The sequence below is a fragment of the Psychrobacter sp. BI730 genome (genome assembly GCF_013414195.1).
Lineage (GTDB): Bacteria > Pseudomonadota > Gammaproteobacteria > Pseudomonadales > Moraxellaceae > Psychrobacter.
The window spans coordinates 98,148-118,439 of the sequence record NZ_JAATTV010000006.1; the positions used below are offsets into that span (position 1 = coordinate 98,148).

The 20,292-nt window shown below is 42.7% G+C and carries 15 protein-coding genes; 13 read left to right on the top strand and 2 right to left on the bottom strand.

Annotated features, from left to right (window positions below; translation table 11 throughout):
* Positions 1–454 precede the first annotated feature (454 nt).
* The 9 genes from rlmN (at position 455) to HCZ91_RS06065 (ending at position 12,519) form a co-directional block, all read left to right on the top strand.
* Positions 455–1,684 carry a 23S rRNA (adenine(2503)-C(2))-methyltransferase RlmN gene (rlmN, locus tag HCZ91_RS06025; RefSeq protein ID WP_057759033.1) on the top strand — a complete coding sequence of 410 codons (1,230 nt, stop codon included), beginning with the start codon at positions 455–457 and terminating at the stop codon, positions 1,682–1,684.
* 211 nt (positions 1,685–1,895) lie between these two features.
* Positions 1,896–2,831 carry a type IV pilus biogenesis/stability protein PilW gene (pilW, locus tag HCZ91_RS06030; protein ID WP_257019988.1) on the top strand — a complete coding sequence of 312 codons (936 nt, stop codon included), beginning with the start codon at positions 1,896–1,898 and terminating at the stop codon, positions 2,829–2,831.
* Positions 2,828–3,640, top strand: a complete 813-nt coding sequence (locus tag HCZ91_RS06035; RefSeq protein WP_179798737.1) for a helix-turn-helix domain-containing protein — start codon at positions 2,828–2,830, stop codon at positions 3,638–3,640. The genes pilW and HCZ91_RS06035 overlap by 4 nt, the downstream gene beginning before the upstream one ends.
* A 158-nt stretch (positions 3,641–3,798) precedes the next feature.
* Complete coding sequence (gene ispG, locus HCZ91_RS06040; RefSeq protein ID WP_179798672.1) at positions 3,799–4,914, top strand: flavodoxin-dependent (E)-4-hydroxy-3-methylbut-2-enyl-diphosphate synthase; 1,116 nt, start codon at positions 3,799–3,801, stop codon at positions 4,912–4,914.
* Between the two features lie 123 nt (positions 4,915–5,037).
* Positions 5,038–6,327 carry a histidine--tRNA ligase gene (hisS, locus tag HCZ91_RS06045; protein WP_179798673.1) on the top strand — a complete coding sequence of 430 codons (1,290 nt, stop codon included), beginning with the start codon at positions 5,038–5,040 and terminating at the stop codon, positions 6,325–6,327.
* A 69-nt stretch (positions 6,328–6,396) separates the two neighbouring features.
* Positions 6,397–7,191, top strand: coding sequence for a tetratricopeptide repeat protein (locus tag HCZ91_RS06050; RefSeq protein WP_179798674.1), 795 nt, complete (start codon positions 6,397–6,399; stop codon positions 7,189–7,191).
* 146 nt (positions 7,192–7,337) lie between these two features.
* Positions 7,338–8,546, top strand: coding sequence for an outer membrane protein assembly factor BamB (bamB, locus tag HCZ91_RS06055; protein ID WP_179798675.1), 1,209 nt, complete (start codon positions 7,338–7,340; stop codon positions 8,544–8,546).
* A gap of 384 nt (positions 8,547–8,930) precedes the next feature.
* Positions 8,931–10,352, top strand: coding sequence for a ribosome biogenesis GTPase Der (gene der, locus HCZ91_RS06060; protein WP_057759046.1), 1,422 nt, complete (start codon positions 8,931–8,933; stop codon positions 10,350–10,352).
* A 196-nt stretch (positions 10,353–10,548) separates the two neighbouring features.
* Positions 10,549–12,519, top strand: a complete 1,971-nt coding sequence (locus HCZ91_RS06065) for a HAMP domain-containing sensor histidine kinase (RefSeq protein WP_179798676.1) — start codon at positions 10,549–10,551, stop codon at positions 12,517–12,519.
* Positions 12,520–12,704: 185 nt separating this feature from the next.
* Here the strand turns inward: HCZ91_RS06065 and HCZ91_RS06070 are convergent, their stop codons facing one another.
* A complete protein-coding gene (locus tag HCZ91_RS06070; RefSeq protein WP_179798677.1) occupies positions 12,705–13,871 on the bottom strand; it encodes a D-alanyl-D-alanine carboxypeptidase family protein in 1,167 nt (388 codons plus the stop codon).
* 500 nt (positions 13,872–14,371) lie between these two features.
* On the bottom strand, positions 14,372–14,806 hold the full coding sequence (locus HCZ91_RS06075; RefSeq protein ID WP_057759051.1) for a hypothetical protein: 435 nt from the start codon (positions 14,804–14,806) through the stop codon (positions 14,372–14,374).
* A gap of 539 nt (positions 14,807–15,345) precedes the next feature.
* Here HCZ91_RS06075 and surE point away from each other — a divergent pair.
* From surE to glp, 4 genes are all read left to right on the top strand, one after another.
* A complete protein-coding gene (surE, locus tag HCZ91_RS06080) occupies positions 15,346–16,164 on the top strand; it encodes a 5'/3'-nucleotidase SurE (protein WP_179798678.1) in 819 nt (272 codons plus the stop codon).
* A 135-nt stretch (positions 16,165–16,299) separates the two neighbouring features.
* On the top strand, positions 16,300–17,088 hold the full coding sequence (locus HCZ91_RS06085) for a M23 family metallopeptidase (RefSeq protein ID WP_179798679.1): 789 nt from the start codon (positions 16,300–16,302) through the stop codon (positions 17,086–17,088).
* A 69-nt stretch (positions 17,089–17,157) separates the two neighbouring features.
* Positions 17,158–18,456 carry a lytic murein transglycosylase gene (locus tag HCZ91_RS06090; RefSeq protein ID WP_179798680.1) on the top strand — a complete coding sequence of 433 codons (1,299 nt, stop codon included), beginning with the start codon at positions 17,158–17,160 and terminating at the stop codon, positions 18,454–18,456.
* A 421-nt stretch (positions 18,457–18,877) separates the two neighbouring features.
* Positions 18,878–20,173 carry a gephyrin-like molybdotransferase Glp gene (gene glp / locus HCZ91_RS06095; RefSeq protein ID WP_179798681.1) on the top strand — a complete coding sequence of 432 codons (1,296 nt, stop codon included), beginning with the start codon at positions 18,878–18,880 and terminating at the stop codon, positions 20,171–20,173.
* The last annotated feature ends 119 nt before the right edge of the window (positions 20,174–20,292 follow it).

Genomic DNA, 20,292 nt, shown 5'->3' on the forward strand with positions numbered 1-20,292 from the left:
CTTACCTGTATGAGTTTTATACTTGATTGACTATAGACGAATTATTTACAACATTGATTGTTTATAATTGGTTTGCGAGACGGCTTATATCTTATGGGTATAGGCCGTTTTAGCTATTATAATAATATTATAGTTAAATAATTACTAAAATATTATAGTTAAATAATTACTAAACTGCTAGGGCGTTACCCTCCTTAGATGTACTACTTGTACAATATGCAATCGGCTGCCTTGTATCCGCTTTAGAGTTCTATAATTATATTATTCATTGAAATTCTTAGTGACTTGCCTCATTATTGATTTTACTTAGCGTTATCAATCCCTTATCAGCATGTTTCTGTCAATTTAGAAAACTGCGCTCATAGCGGATTGCTCATGCACCCATGTATGTATGGCAAAGCCCATATAAATAATTGCACCGCTTATCTAAGCTTCTGCAAAAAGGTTACCTATTATGTCAACTGTTCAAGCACCTACTCAGCACGTACCTGCTAAGATTACTGATAGCATCAAGCTAGTAGATGAGGCACATGCCAAAACCAATCTATTGGGTATGACGCAAGCGCAACTGGCTGATTACTTCAAGAGTATTGGCGAAAAGCCATTTCGATCTACTCAGGTGATTAAGTGGATTTATCAGCATGGCGTGACAGATTTTGAGCAAATGACCAATTTGAGTAAGTCATTGCGAGACAAATTATCGCTTAATGCTTGTGTGGTACCGCCCAAAGTGATTCATCGTCAATATAGTGATGATGGTACGCGTAAATGGGTATTTGAAGTCACCGGCGGCTCGTTGGTTGAGACGGTGCTTATCCCTGCAGATGATAGCAAGTTAAATGGCCGTAAGACATTATGCGTGTCTTCTCAAGTAGGCTGTGCACTAGACTGTAGCTTCTGTAGTACGGGCAAGCAAGGGTTTGAGCGTGACTTAAGTGCGGCTGAGATTATCGGTCAGTTATGGGTCGCTAATGCGTCATATATGACAGATGAAAATGAAAGTTTAGAAAACGTCGACCATAGCCTATGGGAAAATAACGTCACCAACGTGGTGATGATGGGCATGGGTGAGCCGCTATTGAACTATAAACCTGTAGTAGGTTCAATGGAGTTGATGCTAAGCGATCATGCTTATGGACTGTCAAAGCGTCGCGTCACGTTATCGACTTCTGGTGTCGTTCCGAAAATGTATCAGCTAGCACAAGACATCGATGTGGCATTGGCCATTTCACTGCATGCACCAAATGATGAGCTGCGTAACGAGCTGGTACCAATTAATAAAAAATATCCGTTAGAAGAGCTGATTGCAGCGGCAAAAAACTATGTCTATGATGTCAATCCACGTCATAAGAAGCACGTTACGATTGAATATGTGATGCTTGATGGGGTCAATGATAGCAATGAGCATGCCCATCAGTTGGTTGCGCTGTTGGAAGGGTTACCAAGTAAAATTAACCTTATTCCGTTCAACCCATTCCCGCATGCACCGTATGATAAATCAAGCAATAACCGTATTCATGCGTTTAGCAATATACTGAGCGAAGCAGGTTTTGTTTGTACCATTCGTCAAACCCGTGGTGATGACATCGATGCTGCTTGTGGCCAATTGGTTGGACAAGTGGCGGATCGTACTAGACGCTCAGCCGCATGGCAGCAGAGCATTAAAGATCGTGAAAGCGTTTAGCACGTTCTCTAGAAGATAAACGTTATATCTGACTGGTATAGCGTTTTAGCTATCTTTTGTCTGTCGCAATGGTAAGAAAATGTAGCAATGACTGTCAAGATTGCAGAACGCGGCAATTAATAACAACTAAATTGTACTTATAGGGGTTAAATCTATTAAACTGAGGTCTCGAAGATCGAACGCATTGAATCCCAGTTTTATGATGGCGGCTATGATGACTTCTAAAAATTCTTGTCAGTTCAAATATCAAAAATCATTTTCTAAATTTTATAAGCAGTCGAGTATCAATGCTGCCCAAACCGCTTTGCCAAAGCGTGCAGTGCTGTCGGCAGTATTTGGCGTCCTTGTATTAAGTGGCTGTCAGACCACCCCGACTAATGATTTGCTAGGTAACTCTCCTTATCAAACATCTACGCGCGCTAGCAACGATCGAAATTTAGATCAGCAGGAAATCGCCCGTGTACGTACCTCACTTGCCGCGCAATACATCCGAAAAAATGAGCTTGATACCGCGCAGCAGCAGCTTGAAAAAGCCTTTGCTGCCGATAGCCGTTATGCGCCAGCCTATGATATGATGGGCGTTTTGTTGCAGCAAGAAGGCAGCCGTATCAATCTAGCCAAAGCTGATGAGTACTTCAAAAAAGCAATCGCGCTAGATAAAGACTTTGTACAAGCACACAATAATTATGGCGTATATCTGTCACAGACAAAGCGCTATCGTGAAGCAGCAGAACAGTTTGAGATTGCAGGGGCGACGCTAGGCTATGAAGGCCGTATTGGCGCGCTAGAAAACCTAGGTCGCACTTATCTACAGTTAGGTGATAATAGTGCCGCTTCAAAAGTATTTTTACGCGCACTCGATGGCAATCGTAACAGCATCATTGCTCATATCGAATTGGTAGATTTGCTGCTGCAACAACAGCGTGTACCGCAGGCACAGAGACTGTATGATGAGACGCTGATATTGGTGCAGGGGCAGGGTATTAGCCCGCGCTTGCTCTTACAAAGTATCAAGCTTGCAGCAGCACAAAGTAATATAACAACGCGCCAGCAATTGGCACAGCAGCTTTTATCCGCTTATCCGCTAAGTGATGAAGCAAAACAACTTAAGACTTGGCTTAACAATCCAGAGGCACCATGGAAATGATCACCCCATCATCTAACACTCAATCTAACGCTCAGGGATCATTTGGTGCCGTGTTGCAGCAAGCCCGTAAAAACAAGCAAGTAACTTTAGAAGCAGCGGCGGCTGAGCTGTTCATTCTAAAGCGTCATTTGGAGGCCTTAGAAAGCGAAAACTTCGCTGAGCTACCACAGGCTGCATTTGCTCGTGGTTTTGCGATTAACTATGCCAAATATTTGGGCTTAGATTCAGCAAAAATCGCTAGTAGCTTCGATGCTGCCTATCCTAATGAGCTAAAGGCCAAATCAACCAGCAGTATCGATACGCCACTACGCCCAATGGGGACTTTGCAGCGTGATACTCACAACCGCATCCGCTTTAACCCACTATTGATCATAGGCGTTATCGGATTGATTATCTTGGCGGTGTTCCTATTCCGCATGGTGAGTAACGCTAGCAAAGAAAATACGCAAGAGCCTGTATCAGCTGTTGAAGACATGTCAGCGATAGAGCAAGCCCAAGGTGCCGCCATCAATAGTGATGCAAGTGGCGTGGGTGCTTCTGGCTCTGCATTGAATTTAGGTACTGCTGCAACGACTGCTACCTTAAACCTTGTATTGACAAGCGACGCTGTGGTTAGTATCACGGATGCTTCTGGAAACAGTTTGATAAACGGTTCTCAATCTGCAGGTAACTATGACTTGTCAGGTATGCCACCGTTTAATGTGCAAATTGATAATATCGACAATGTTAGCTTGATGCTCAATCAACAACCAGTCGCGTTAGATACGTATGCAACAGATAAGCAAGCTACTTTTGAATTAGCACCATAGTTAATTGTATAAGCGCCAAATTTAAATAAAGCACTCATATGTTTGAATGAAGCACTCATGTGTTTGAATAAAGCGTACATGTGTATCCGGATTTAGCTGGTTTATATTATATGTACAAAGGCCTAGGGCTTTTCTATTTTTGATTCAAGGATTTATGTATGTCAATGCCATCGCCTATTAATCGTCGTCTGACCAAAAAAATCTATGTCGGTGATGTCGCGGTTGGTGGTGATGCACCAATTAGCGTACAGAGCATGACCAACACTGACACCTGTGATGTAGCAGCGACGGTCGCTCAAATTGAGCGTTGTGTCGAAGCAGGTGCTGATCTGATGCGTGTATCTACGCCAACGATGGATACCGTTAAAGCCTTTGGTGAAATTCGTAAATTGGTGAGCGTGCCTTTAATCGCTGATGTGCATTTCGATCATAAAATCGCTTTGGCCGTTGCTGAAGCGGGCGCTGACTGCTTACGTATCAATCCGGGTAACATTGGTAGCGATGCCAAAGTACGTGAAGTGGTCGCTTGTGCTAAGTATCATAATATCCCGATTCGTATTGGCGTCAACGCTGGCTCTTTAGAAAAAGACATACAGCGCAAGTATACTGAGCCAACTGGCGAAGCGATGCTAGAGTCGGCAATGCGCCATATTGATATTTTAGAGCATCTTAACTTTGACCAGTACAAAGTATCTGTCAAAGCCAGCAACGTGTTTTTGACACTGGATGCTTATCGTTTAATATCAGCGCAAATTGATAATCCATTACATTTGGGCGTGACGGAAGCGGGTGTCTACCGTACGGGCGCTGTTAAATCTGCTATCGCGCTAGGTGGATTATTGCTAGATGGTATTGGCGATACCATTCGTATCTCATTGGCCGCCGAGCCTGAAGAAGAGATTAAGATTGGTTTTGATATCTTAAAATCGCTTAATATTCGCTCGAACGGCGTAAACTTTATCGCTTGCCCAAGTTGCTCGCGTCAAGAGTTTGACGTGATTAAAGTAATGACAGCGTTAGAGTCGCGCCTAGAAGATATTCGTGAACCGATGAATCTATCTGTGATCGGCTGTAAGGTCAATGGTCCAGGAGAAGCAAAAGAGGCCGATATCGGTATCGTTGGTGCTGCCCCTAGATCACTGGTCTATCGTATGGGTGAAAAAAGCCACCTTATCGATACAGGCAATCTGGTCGATGAAATAGAAGGTATGGTTCGCGCCCATGCAGAAGATTTGGCGAAAAAACGTGAGAATGAAATCATTCGCGTAAAATAAGCCATAGAATAGATTGATACGTTAGGCCATACCGTCACAGTATCAATCAGATATAACGCTTATTTGAGTGCATAGAAAACAATAATAGAATACTTGTTAAATATTTAAGGATACGACCGTACCATGATCAAAGCTATCAAAGGTTTTAATGATATTTTGCCTGACCAATCAGCAAAGTGGCTGCATTTAGAAGCGATATTGGCTGATGTACTTGGTAGGTACGGTTACGAGCATATTCGCTTGCCTATCGTTGAACAAACGGATTTATTTGCCCGTGCTATTGGCGGCGCGACTGACATTGTCGAAAAAGAAATGTACAGCTTTACTGATAAATCTGAGCCACCAACGCCATTAGCGTTGCGTCCTGAAGGCACAGCTGGAGCAGTACGTGCAGTTATCGAGCACAACTTGCTACGTGGTGATACGCCCAAGCTTTGGTATATCGGTCCAATGTTCCGCTACGAGCGCCCGCAAAAAGGCCGCTATCGTCAGTTTCATCAGTTAGGTGTCGAGAGCTTCGGTAGCGCACTACCGGATGCTGATGCTGAGCTGATTGCGATGACTCATTTGATGTGGCAAGAGCTAGGTCTCAACAATGAGATGCGTTTGCAACTAAACAGTTTGGGTGAGTTGGATGAGCGTTATGCTTATCGCGAAGCATTGGTTGCTTATTTGACTGATAAAAAAGACCAGCTAGACGAAGACAGTAAGCGCCGTCTAACGACTAACCCTTTACGTATCTTGGATAGTAAAGAAGCGAGTACGCAAGCAGTATTGGCAGATGCGCCAAAGCTTGCTGACTTCTTGGGTGAAGAGAGTGTGGCACATTTTGAGCAGGTCAAAGCCTATTTGACTGCGCTTAATATCGATTTTGAAATCAATCCGCACTTAGTACGTGGCCTTGACTATTATAATAAAACGGTATTTGAGTGGGTAACAGATAAGCTTGGAAGCCAAGCTACCGTTTGTGCTGGTGGTCGTTATGATGGGCTAGTAGGGCAATTAAAATCAATCGGTACAGATGGTAGTAAACCAGTCAAATCTGAGCCTGGTGTTGGTTTTGCAATGGGGCTTGAGCGTTTATTGCTACTCATAGAAGCGGTTGCGCCGATTGCTGATATACCTGCTTGTGATGTATTCGTTGTGGCCCATCCTGAGGTATATAGTGCTGGTATAAGCTATGCACAGAACTTACGTCACAGTCGTCCAGATGTACGAGTAAAGATGGCCAGTGCCACGAGTCTAAAAGCGCAAATGAAGAAGGCAGACAAGTCAGGCGCGGCATTGACAGTCATCATCGCACAGCAAGAGCTGGATGATAATACGATTAGTATTAAAGATATGCAGACAGGTGAGCAAAAGACGGTCGCCCAAGATTGGTTATCAAATAAAGATAACTTTTCTCGTTGCTAATTGACTTTGACTAATCAGCTTTGTTTGTCGCACTAGCAATTTAATGTAAATTTTATCAGGTAAATATATATGGCTCTGACACCTAATTCGCCGAATGCAGATAACTCCATGCAAGCGCTAAAGCAATATGGTAGTTATATCGTCACTGCGATTTTGTTAGCACTGGCCGCCTACTTTGGTTGGACGTACTGGCAAAACAACCATGCGCGAGTAGATACCGTCGCCGCCGATCAATATGCGGATATTCAGCAGCTAAACGAAGAGGTCAAACTGGCCTCGCAAAACCCAGATTTAGAGGCAGAGGCTCAAGAAGCACTTACCCAAAGTCGTGGCCAACTAGACAAAGATATTGATACTTTAGTCAGTACGCACGGTGAGTCGGTTTATGCATGGCAAGCGCTAATGATAAAAGCACGTCAACAAGTAGACAATGATGACTTTGCAGCAGCGACTGAGACATTCAAAAAAGCATTGGCCATCGATTTGGGTGATGCTGGTCTAGCAGCGATTACTCGTTTACGCTATGCAAAAACGTTATTGGCCGCAGGTGATACAGATGCTGCATTGTCAGAAGCAAATAATGATATGCCAAGCTCGTTTGAAGCAAGTCAGCAGGAGCTGCTAGGAGATATTTATTTAGCACAAGACAATAAAGATTCAGCGATTAAATCCTATAGCAATGCGTGGGAGCTATTACGTAGCCGTCAAGAAACGCGTGCAGTATTGGCATTAAAGATGGAAAGCTTAGGTATCACGGCTGAGCCGATTGCTGAGCAAACCAGTCTTATTCAAGAGCCATCTGCTCCTGAGCCGTCGCTAGTGATGGATACCTCGAACGAAGTCGCTGTCGAAGCAGGGCAGTAAGTCAGTAGGCTAGATATTAAGTCAGTAGTATAGTATTGAGAGTTAGTAATCATCCAAAGCTCTTTTTTAATATAACCTAATGATTACTAATTTGCGGTTGGCCAATTTACCAATTAATAATAATTTATCTGTAGTGAGAACATACAATGACTCAATCTATTCGCTCTAGCAAAATGTTAAACACCAAGACTATCAGAAAGACAGTCATGCATGTGGCCGTACTGGCAGTAATGAGCACGGCAGTGATTGGATGTAATCGCGGTATTAAGCCGGTCGTTAATGATCCGGTAAAATTGGTACAAATCGCTCAGCCGATTAGCGTACTACAGCCTGTTTTCAGTACCGATGTTGGCAACAAAAAAGCCAGCAAAAAGGATCCGCTAGATTTGCAAGTTGGCTATGCCAATGGTCAAATCGTTACTGCATCACGCGGTGGTGAACTGTCAGGGTTTAATAGCGCAGGCGAGCGCATATGGTCAATCAATGTTGATGACCAAATCACCGGCGGTGTTGCATTGGATGCATTGAGTCAGACAGCTATCGTTAGTACTCGTGGTGGCAAGGTCATGGCGTTTGATAGCACGACTGGTGCAAAGCGTTGGCAGCAGCAGTTGTCAGGTTCGGTTTTGACGCCAGCACTGATTACCAATAATCGTGTGGTATTATCAGCAAATGATGGTTTCTTACATGGTCTGTCACTACAAACCGGACAATCAGTATGGCAGTTCGCAACTCAAGTACCTGCTATCAGCGTTCGCGGTAGCGCTGCGCCAACTTTATTAGACAATGAGACAGCGCTTTTAGCAACAGCTGATGGTCGTTTGCATGCAATTACTGTCGATAATGGTCTTCCGCTATGGTCAAGACGTGTTGGCGTAGGTGCTGGTAGTAGTGAAGTTGAACGCATGAGCGATGTCGATGGCAAACCTATCGTAGATAAAAATCAGTTGTTTGCGATCAGCTATAGTGGTCAGCTATTAGGTATTGATTTAGCCTCGCGTCAGGTAATGTTCGTCAATGAAATTGCAAGTCTCAAATCACTGGCGGTAAATACTCAGCAAGTCATTGCGACCAGTCTAGATGGCAAAGTAGTTGCTTATGACCGCAACAGTGGCGAGACACTCTGGGAAAGTGACGAATTGGCTTACCGAGATCTTACCAATCCTGTGATGATTGGCAACTATATCGCCATTGGTGATTTCGATGGCGTAGTGCATTTGTTTGACCCTGCTACGGGTAGCATCGTCAGCCGCGTAGAGACAAAAGGTGCGTTGACCAACTTGCAAGTTCAAGGTAGCCGTTTAATGACTCAAAGTACGTCAGGACAAGTTGCTATCTGGCAGTTAGTACGCTAATAGCTATACGGATAGGTGCTTATCGGTGATTAACGAAGTTTAATATTTTACTATAGCCTTTGAGCCTATTCTCAATTATTATTTATGAAACACAAACGCTGCTTAGTCAGCGTTTAGTGCGTTGTGTAAATTGCTTGTTTAAACACAGGCTTTCGCGTACTCTATGCGACCGATGTGCTATCCATATACACTACTTATTTATGTATAATGAAGCCATCCTATATACTATTTTTAATCGTAAAATAGCCATCTATTATTTTTGCTATTGTTCTATCATTCATTTTAATTCACGGTCAATTGCAGCATATCTATTACTATTGTTATGTCACTGGTTATAAGAATAACTGTACTGCCCGTCACTGTGCCTTTCACTGAGAGTAACCCATGAGTATCAAGCCTGTGGTCGCCTTAATTGGTCGTCCAAACGTCGGTAAATCCACCTTATTTAATCAGTTCACAAAAAGTCGGCAGGCATTGGTTGCTGACCTTTCAGGATTGACTCGTGACCGTCAGTACGGTGATGCAACTTATGAAGATAAATCCTTTATTGTTGTAGATACGGGTGGTATCGGTGAAGCTGATGACGGTAGCGGTAATATTGATGACTATATGTCTGAGCAGTCGCATACAGCAATCCATGAAGCAGATATCATCGTATTCGTCGTTGACGCTCGTGCCGGTATGATTGGCGCTGATGCTGAAATTGGTAAGTTTTTGCATACGTTAGGCAAGCCTGTCTATGTTGTTGCCAATAAAGTCGACGGTGTACATGATGCAGCACCTGCTGAGTTCTATGCACTAGGATTGGGCGAGCCATATCCGATGGCAGCCAGTCATGGTCGCGGTGTGGGCAATTTGCTTGAAGTGCTAACGGCTGATATGCCTGAGCAAGAAAACATAGTAGAGCCAAGAGGCTTGAAGCTTGCTATTATCGGTCGTCCAAACGTGGGTAAATCGACGCTCGTCAACCGCCTGCTTGGCGAAGACCGAGTAGTGGTATTCGATATGCCAGGCACGACGCGTGATAGTATTTATATTCCTTATCAGCGTGAAGGTAGAGACTATGTCTTGATCGACACTGCTGGTGTACGTCGCCGCGGTAAAATCGATGAAAAAGTAGAAAAATTCTCTGTCATCAAGACCTTGCAAGCGATTGAAGATTCTAACGTAACTGTGATTGTTATTGATGCTCACGAAGGTATCGTGGATCAAGATTTGCATATGATTGGTTATGCGCTTGACGCTGGACGAGCGTTAGTCGTTGCGATCAATAAGTGGGATGGTCTAACACAAGATCAAAGAGACTATATCAAGCTTGAAATGGATCGCCGCTTTAGCTTTATTCCTTATGTAAAAATACATTTGATTTCAGCACTGCATGGTACAGGTGTCGGTAATTTATATCCGTCTATTTTACGTGCGTATAAATCTTCGATGTTTGAAGTATCAACCAACCGTTTGACCCAGATTTTGCAAGATGCTGTGACGGCCAATCCGCCACCAACCGTGGCTGGTCGTCGTATCAAGTTACGTTATGCGCATATTGGTGGCCACAATCCACCCGTTATTGTTATTCATGGTAACCAAACCAGTGCGCTTCCCAAGAGCTATCAACGTTATCTAGAGAACCAATTCCGTCAAGTGTTTAAGCTAGAAGGCACACCGCTTAACGTTATCTTGAAGCAAAACGATAACCCATATGCGAATAAGAGCGACACGCCGACTAAGGCAAAAGCCCAGCAATTGCGTCAGCGTGAGCGTAATCGATCACAGAAATTTACTACCAAAGATAAAAAGCCTCGTTAATTCTAGTGTCTATTGGCTTATAGTTAATGTCATCCGCTTGATAGTGTGATGACATTTTTCTATTAATACTCTATAGGTTGAGCTCATAGGTATCTATCTTGCTTAGTACTTCAAAAAATACTCAAATGTTTTACTTATCACATCTTCAAAACACTTGTACTATAAACGAAAGCTACCCGCGACTCAGTAGAGTGATATGAACAACCGTTCGTTTCAAACCATCCATATGCTTATCTGGCGTTCTGTCATACAAGCTGTCGTATTGGCAGTGCTGGCAGGTTTTCTGTTGCCTTTTATTTATGGCTTAGTACATTACTATCAAGAAAAAGAACAGCATATTCAACAATTGGCATCGCTACTAACGACTAGCGCATCGACTGCAGATGGGGCAGATGTCGTGGCTGAGCAAGTCAATATTTTATTAGAAAATGAGCCGACTATTCAGAGTATTGTTTTCTATTCCACCTCTGAGCCAATTGAAGATATAGATCAGTCGCTTGCTGATTGGAAAAATGCTTTATTTGCGCATACGGTCAGTTTCAACTATCCAGTGATTAGTAAAGACCTTGATGCCAGTATTGTGGCGTCCAATAAGTCTGATTCCAATCAGCAGTTGGCACTGGCTTTATCAAATATTATGAGCGAATCGTCAGCGCCAGATGAGACGACTGATATAGCTACCGAAAATAGTACATTGATTGGTTATATTAATATTACGATGGACGTAGAGTTGCTACGTTTACATTGGTTCCAAAATATCCTGTGGTTATGGCTAACAACAGTGGTACTGATTGTTCTATTTGCCTTATACATTTTTAGAAAGCTTAATTGGCCAGTTAAAGATATTGAAGTGTTAACTGATGTTTGTGCCATTGTCATGAACAACGCAAATCTAGAACAATTACCAGTTATTCCGCAACAATTCAATTTCCAAGAACTGACCCAGATCAAGAAAGCATTAATTGTGTTATTCAATCGATTACAAGAAGCAAGGCAAGGTTATGAAACCCTTGCGGCTTTTGAACAGCAATTACACAATAAAGATGTATCGTTAGATGTGCAGTTGCACAATTTTCAAAGCATGATTTCTCACGAGTTAAAAACGTCATTGAATGCAATTGTAGGCGGTTTACAACTGTTAGATTATGAGACTCTCAGCAGAGAGCAAAAAGACGCGGTAGAGATTATCAGTAGTGGTAGTGATAAATTGGTATTGTCGTTAGATCATATTATACAGTTGAACCAGATCCAAAAAGGCCAGATAAGAATTCATAAAAATGAGTTTAACCCATTACAGCTAATCGCTGATCTGTTAGCTAAGTTTGAAAATATGGCTACGCAAAAAGGGTTAGAGTTAATCAGTAATATTCATCATATAGACTATAGCCTATATGGTGATTCAGAAAAAATATATCAGATACTATCGATACTGCTCAATAATGCGATTAAGTTCACGCCTGTCGGGAAAGTTACGATTACGTCGCAACTGACACATTTTAATAAAAGTAATCGTTGGCAGATTAGCGTGAAAGATACGGGTATTGGTATCAATAATGAGCACCTAGACGATATATTTAATCCGTTCTTTCAGGTAGATTCGTCGCAAACTCGCCAGTACGAAGGCTCAGGGGTTGGCTTACCGATTGTTAGACAAATGGCGCAGCTTATGGGTGCTACGATTGATGTTGATAGTGTGCTTGGTGTAGGTACACAGTTTACGCTGACCATAGCGATGCCCAATCAACAGCAATCAAAACAGCAGCGCTTATTGTCTGGTCTAACGATTATTTATTATTACTATCATGAGACAGGCTCCTTATTAAATGAACTGGAATACCTAGGGGCTACGATTATTTGTCGCCAAGGTAACCAACTCGTCATAGAGGAGATGCGTAAGCAGAAAGTTGACATGGTGATGTTTGCTGAAGATGTTTTTCCAGAAAAAGCTGAGATGCTAGCGAAACGTATTCGTCAATATGAAAGCGACGAGGGTAGTAAGAGCGAGCATCGTGCGTTATTAGTATATTGGTATCCGCAGCATCGGGCGCGCAATGTAAACAGTTTTGAGTATGGTTTAAAAGCAGCTGGTGTCGATTATTGCCATATTGCTACTTATAAGGACAAAGCGTTAAGCGACTTATTAAAACAATGGTTGGTTTGGACGTAGAGCTGTTCTACCAAATCCGTGTTCCTAGTTAGGTTCATTTTATTAGGTAGCATTTTTTATATTTTCTACTTTTCAATATCGAAGCACTTTTAAAATAAAATAGGCATAAAAACAAAAAAGACGCCCATTTTGAGGCGTCTTTTTTTAAACAGTTTTTAGCTAAAATTGCTTTCTAAAGGATTCTCTTAGAAAAGATTCTTTACCCAGCGTACGATATGTTCCCACGTACGGCTCATAAAGCCTGACTGTTCGATATCATTGGTTGCGATGATAGGAACTGAGGCTACTGCTTTACCATCGATTACAGCCATCATTTTACCAACTTCCTGACCTTTTTTGATTGGTGCTTCTAAGCTCTCAGGAATATCCACCACTGTGGTAATTTTGTTTTTCTGGGTTTTACTGGTTAGAATTTGCAAGTTGTCGCCAGTTGCCAGTTCTACCTCGTCAGCTTCTCCAAACCATACTGGAAGCTTGCTAACGAACTGTCCAGCAGGCGCCTTGGTAACCGTTGTAAAGTGACCGAAACCCCAGTTAAGTAGTTCGCGTGACTGATCGGCGCGAGCTTGTTGGCTCTTGGTACCCATAATGACAGAGATTAGACGCATGCCTTCACGGTTGCTTGATGCAACCAAGCAGTAGCCTGCCGCATCAGTGTGGCCAGTTTTTAGGCCATCAACGGTTGGGTCAGTAATCAGCAAAGCATTACGGTTACCTTGGGTAATACCGTTATACGTAAACTCTTTTTCTGCGTAGATACTATAGTAGTCGCCGCTGTTTTTGATAATAGCGCGCGCGAGTTTAGACAAATCCAAAGCAGATGCTAAATGACCTTCATCAGGCATACCGGTAGCATTGACAAAGTTAGAGTTCTCCATGCCAATTTTTTGTGCTTGTTCGTTCATTAAGATCGCAAACGAGGCTTCGCTACCAGCAATATGTTCAGCCATGGCTTTCGATGCATCATTACCTGATTGAATAATAATACCGCGTAGCATATCGATGACGCTGGCGGTTTTGTTCACAGACACATACATACAAGATTGGCTGCTGCTACCACGGCACCATGCGTTTGGACTCATCAATACCTGTTCATCTTCTTTCAGGTCGCCTGATGCTAAGCGTTGCTCAATGATATAACTGGTCATCATCTTAGTCAGAGAGGCCGGCGGTAGCGCCTCATTGGCGTTCTTTTGAGCCAAAATTTCGCCAGTGTTATAGTCCATCAACACATAGGCAGTATTGTCCATTTCAGGTGGTTGAATGGCTGCGTTTGCCACTACTGCACTCATCGAGATACTTACACCAACTACCAGCTGTATCAGCTGATTTTTTACACGCTTTACTGTCATATATCATTACACCGCATCATGGAACCAAATGTATCTATCGCTTATGTTTTGTACCTATTTCCATACATTATTTTAAGCAGCATGTCTTAAATGCAGTGTTTAAAATAATGTATCGATGAAAATAGTAACGCCTACACAATAGACATAAAATTAACGCCTTATCTTAGCAAAATGACTACCGATGGGGAATCGATAAATGCAAAAATAAGGCAAGTTTGAAAAGAAAAATGAAGGCCTATCATATATTTGTTGTGACTATCATCTGACCAGTCTCTGTAATAAAAATTTAACGCTCACAAAAAAGCCTGCTGCACTGCTTGTGAATAACAAGTAAAGTGACAGCAAGCTTTGATGCTACAGACGTCTAAACAACCAGTTGATAAACTTTGCTTAATTGATGTTATAAAGAGTACATAGCTTTTATTTTATTATCATTGATACCAATATTATTAACACATTAAGCAGAGGACGCTAGTTATTGAATTAAACTAGCTAGTTGTCTAATAATCCGCGTTTGCCAAATCTTCACATAGTGCTTTGTTTTCTTGCTTTGAGAATCCCATCGTCCAACTACGAATACCTTGTAGTATCTGGCGGTAGTCTTGCTGTGTAGATAGGTATTGAATAGCCGCTTTTGGATCTTCTAGAGAAGGCATTAGCTCATGCAGCTGTACAGTGTACGACTTATAGAACCGCTGTTTTTGCTTACCATTTAGCATTGGTGGGCATATCTCTGATAGTACCTGCATCACCGCAATTTCGTGCTTAGTGATATTGATGCCAGACATGTCTAGCGGAATGGTAGTGCCAGAGTTATTCGCAGCATTAGAAGCTTGAGACAGCATAGCAACAGACGTTATCAGTCCTGCAATCCCAACTTTTGAGGCAGTATTTGCTATCACAGAAGCTATAGATAATATCGATTGTTTATTCATTCAGTATTACACTCGCTCGTCTTTATTTAATGGTCATATGTTAATTGGTAAAAAAACAAAAGTCACATAAAATATTGATTTATGTGTAGATATCTTGTGAGCCAACACCATTTTTTAGCAACATATCAGTAGCATACCCTAATGACGTTACTTCAGTATCAGTACATCGGTTTGTATTGTTGTGGGGTGTTGCGTATTGTAACGCGATGCTTAATCTACTGGTTGTTATTCGTTTGATACAGATCTTGTTACGCTACTTTCATCGTATAATTATCAGCATAAGAAGAACACGATACTTTGCTAAAGACAGGGTTCGTGTCTTTATATTATTCAGTTATAATCGCCCATGCTATCAAAATGAATATTTTTCTCTAGACTGAGATGTCATGTCATTGAAGAATTAGAGTATCATGTTTTCATTTTAAATATGAGCATCGTTCTTTGATGGCTATCTTGAACAGACATGGCACGATAGCAGAATGATCAAATAGAGATATAGAAAGACAGCTAACAAAATATTAACCACATACTGAGTAGAAATGAGATTTTTAATTAGTAATGATGACGGTGTGTACGCGCCAGGATTATTGGCACTATCTCAGGCATTATCGACTATTGGAGAAGTGGTTGTCGTCGCCCCGAACGATGAACAAAGCGGTTATGCCAGTGCGTTAAGTGTTTCAAGACCACTGCATACGCATCAGTTGCCTTCTGGATTTGTAGCGGTAAATGGTTCACCAGCTGATTGTGTTTATCTAGCAATCCATGAGTTGTATCGTGATACTGACTTTGACTGCGTGATTACAGGTATCAACTCAGGGGCTAACTTGGGACAAGATGTGATGTTCTCTGGTACGTTCGGTGCTGCATTGACCGCGCAACTATCTGGTATCCCTGCTATAGCAACGTCTTTGGTAGGCGGGGGTGTCAAAAACGGCGGGCAAGAATCAGCCAGTGATTATCAAGTGGCTGCACATGAAATCGTCAAGCTGCTTACTGAAACTTCGGTTTTAGAGATGCTCAAAAGTTTGCCCTATCATGTATTAAACGTTAATATTCCTGATGTGCAGCATGCCGATGATATCAAGGGTCGAAAAATAACCTCGCTAGGCCATAAGCAGGCTGCTCAGCCAGTACGCCATATGATAGACCCACGCGGTCGAGATGCGTATTGGTTGTCTCTACGAAAAGGTAAAAATGAGCGACCATCAGAGACGTCAATCGATGCGATACAAGCAAAGCAGGATATGATGATAGATTATCAAGCTGTAGCGGCAGGGTATATTAGTTTATCACCAGTACGCCTACATCATACGCCAACGGCAGCGCTGGATAGATTATCAACACTCGCGCTATAAATTCTATAAGATATAATCCATACCGGCTTATTAAACACTGACGTGTTATGAGAATATCAGAAGACTCTTGTATGGCATTAAGATCTTTTGAATGATTAAACAATGAATGAGCAACACAAAGAATAGGAACCTTGTATGAAAAAAATCATAGCTGGATCGCACCTTGTTAAAGCCGCGTTGATTGGTACTATGGCAGTCGCTACTCTATCTGTCGTTGGCTGTGCAACGAAGCCTACCTATCAATCAGCAAACCAAGCAGGTCCTAAGATTATTACTAACGCGCAAGGCGTCCCTAACTATCACCGTGTACAACGCGGCGATACGGTCAGCCAGATTGCAGCGCGCTATCGTCTGAACTACCGCCAAATCGGGGCGATGAACAATTTAGATAGTAAATACACCATCTATAGTGGCCAATGGCTCAAACTATGGCAAGGCAATGCGGCCACCACTGCAAGTAACAATAGCTATAGTGCCCCAGTTCAAACGCAACCAACTTATACGCCACCTGTGACCCAATCTCAAACACCAGCTTATGAGGCCACTGCCAACTCGACCTCTGGTTATGATTATCCTACGCGTAACCCAGTGACTCGTAATATTGACCCTGCTACGGGCAATATGGGAATGTGGTTTGCGGGCAAAGTTGGTGATCCAGTACTTGCCAGCCAATCAGGAACTGTGCTTTACTCAGGCAACGGTCTGCCAGAGTATGGCAATCTAATTATGATTCGTCATAGTGATAACTACATCACAGCCTACGCGCACAATAGCCAATTATTGGTGCAAGAGGGCGATACAGTACAGCGTGGCCAACGTATTGCTAGTATGGGTAGCAGTGGTCAGACCAATGAGGTAGGCTTAGAGTTTCAAGTTCGCTTAAATGGTAATCCTATTGACCCACGTAGCGTACTTGGGCGTTAGACTTAAATAATAGCTACGGATAGCTTGGCCACTGTGAGCCATTTTATTTATTCATGTTTGAGATTTTTTATGAGATTAAAAAAGCAATACCTCACCTTTATGCCAGCATTAGTGATGGTTGGGTGTACAAGCCAGCAGGCAATGCAAAGTAAGCCTGTTCGTCAAGGCGGCGTTGAGATTACTCAAACTCAAACCGTTCAGGTCAAACCAACACCTGCGCCAGTCGTAAAGCCGCAGCCTGCGCCCAAGCCTAGCTATAGTAGTTTTTCTGATTGGAAGTCAGACTTTTCTATGCGTGCTATCTCGTCAGGCTATGATGCCCAAGTGATTGGTCGATTGCTTGACTCTGCTTATCTAAATCAGCAAGTCATCTCATTAGATTCAGGTCAGCCTGAGTTTTCTAAGATGCCGTGGGAATACGTAGATTCTGCGGTATCAAGTGGACGCGTCAGTGTAGGTAAACGTAAATTTGCTGAGCAACGTGCTTATTTGTCTCAGCTAGAGTCTCAGTATGGGGTTAATGCAGAGATTATCGCTGCGATATGGGGTATGGAGTCATCGTATGGCGCTGTGACTGGCAATAGTGATTTGCCAAGTTCGCTTGCCAGCCTTGCCTATGATGGTCGTCGTCAAGAGTTTGCTGAAACACAGTTGCTATCGTTAGCGACACTGCTACAACGCGGTGACGTATCATGGTCACAACTCGATGGTTCTTGGGCAGGCGGCATGGGACAAACCCAGTTTATCCCTGAGACTTGGCTCAAACAAGGGGTCGATGGTGATGGCAATGGACATCGCAATCCTTGGGCGACTGGTGATGCACTAGCCTCGACGGCCAACTATCTTAGCAATTCAGGTTGGGTTCGTGGCTTAGCACCGTTTTATGAGGCAACGGTGCCAGCATCGTTTGATTACTCAGTGGTTGGTAGCAAACAACCTGCTGCTAGATGGGCTGCGATGGGTGTCGATACGATAGCGGACGTTTACCTAGATGCCAATACTCAGATGGAGCTATGGTTACCCGCTGGTAAGGATGGTCCAGTATTATTGCTAAGCCCAAACTTTGATGTGATTAAAGTCTATAACAACTCATCAAGTTATGCGTTGGGTGTCAGTCTGCTAGGCAACACGATTAATGGACAAAGCGGTTTGCAAAAGTCTTGGCCTCGTTATGAGCGTCCATTATCGACCACACAAGTGACTAACCTACAACGTCGTTTGACTAGCATGGGTTATGATACCAAAGGCGCTGATGGTATCGTGGGTACCAATACTCGTATGGCATTCCAGCGCTGGCAAGCAGATAATGGCCAAACGCCAGATGGATTCATTACTCAAAACAGTGCGTCTTCATTGGCTGGATGGTGAGGTAGGCTGAGGGTATTTATACATTGTATAAAAGCGGCTCTTTTTAATCGTATTTAGCCATTATTAATTAGCCACTAGTCATCAAATGATAATTTACTTTGTTCTACAAAAAGCACCTTGCCAAGGTGCTTTTTTTGTCTCAATCTATGTCTGATTTTGCTGACATCTTTAACACAATGGACAATGCAATAAATATCAAATATTAAGACCAGTGTAATCTGGCTTTATTCAAAACTTATCAGGACAAGGTTAATACAAGAAAGTTGATACTTTGAATGATAGACTCTAGATAATGTGTTTTTTAACGATGACTTTTACTCAGAGTTTTCAGTGACAGTCTTTAATGATCATCTTAAATAACAGTTTCGATTACGAATAATTAGAACGACAGTAATTAGAACGACAGAAAGAGCGTGACCTTATGATTACCATGGAAGAATTACAAGCTGCGATACAGCATCGGATAGATAATTATCATATTACTGACTTTCCGCTACAAAAAAGAGCCGTCTACACTCTAGAGTTGCTGGATAGCTTAAACCATATACTGGCTCAAGATATTGCTTCGCCTTTTGATGTGCCGCGACAAAATCTATCTGCTATGGATGGCTATGCGATTGCAAAGGGAAGTGAGTTATCAGAAAGCAGTACTATCGAAATCATTGGTGAGTCGCAAGCTGGCAGTGCTTATACTGGTGAGATAGCGGCAGGGCAAGGGGTACGTATTTTTACGGGTGCAGTCGTGCCAGATTGCTGTGATACGGTCATTATGCAAGAGAATACGAATTTTGCAGATATCAGAGCAACCATTGATAAATCTCGACCTTATAACATTACGCTCACGCAAACTGCCGAAGTTAACAATAATATCCGCTCACAAGGCGAAGAGATTGAGTCTGGCGAAGCCGTACTAAAAATTGGCAAACGCCTCAATTCTGCCGATATTAGCTTACTGGCTAACCTTGGTATTAGCCAAGTGTACGTGTTCCAGCCGCTTGTCGTAGGTGTGTTAGCAACAGGTGATGAGCTCGTAGCTATTGGCAATGAGCTGCAAAGCCTAGCCCAAATATATAACTCTAATACTCCGACGCTCAAAAGCTTGCTATCAGATCTGCCTATCACTATTCGTGATTATGGCATTATCCCTGATAACCTAGAGCAGACAACTATCGCAGTCAATGAGGCTATGCAGGACTGTGATGTACTGATATCGACTGCAGGTGTCTCTGTTGGTGACTATGATTTTTTGACCACTGTGATCGAAACATTAGGTCAGATTAACCATTATAAAGTGGCGATGAAGCCTGGTAAGCCTTTCGTATTTGGTGAATTGAATAAAAATCTCGATAAGCCGGTATTGTATTTTGGCCTACCGGGCAATCCGCTCTCTACGGTTGTAGGTACGCTACAGTTTGTGATACCTGCATTATGGCAAATGTCAGGTGCTAGCGTGTCAGAGCAGCCGATGCCGCTAACGATCAAAGCCAAACTCATCAGTGATATCAGAAAATCTCCCGGCCGCAAAGACTTTCAGCGTGGCGTACTGTCACGAGATGAGACAGGTCATTATCAAGTTGAGTGCTTTTCAAGACAGCAGTCACATAGAATCAAACAGCTGAGCCGCGCTAATTGCTTCATTGTGTTGGATAAAGATAGTGGGAACGTAGCAGCTGGTAATGACGTCGTTGTACAACCGTTTCCTTGGCTACATCGCTAATTCATCGTTTGCCAATTTATTGTAAGGTGGTCGCACAAAATCAGAGAGCAACCTTACACTGGTATGCTAAATACGAATAACAAAGTAGTGCTTATAGTAAGCAGTACTGATGGCAGTAA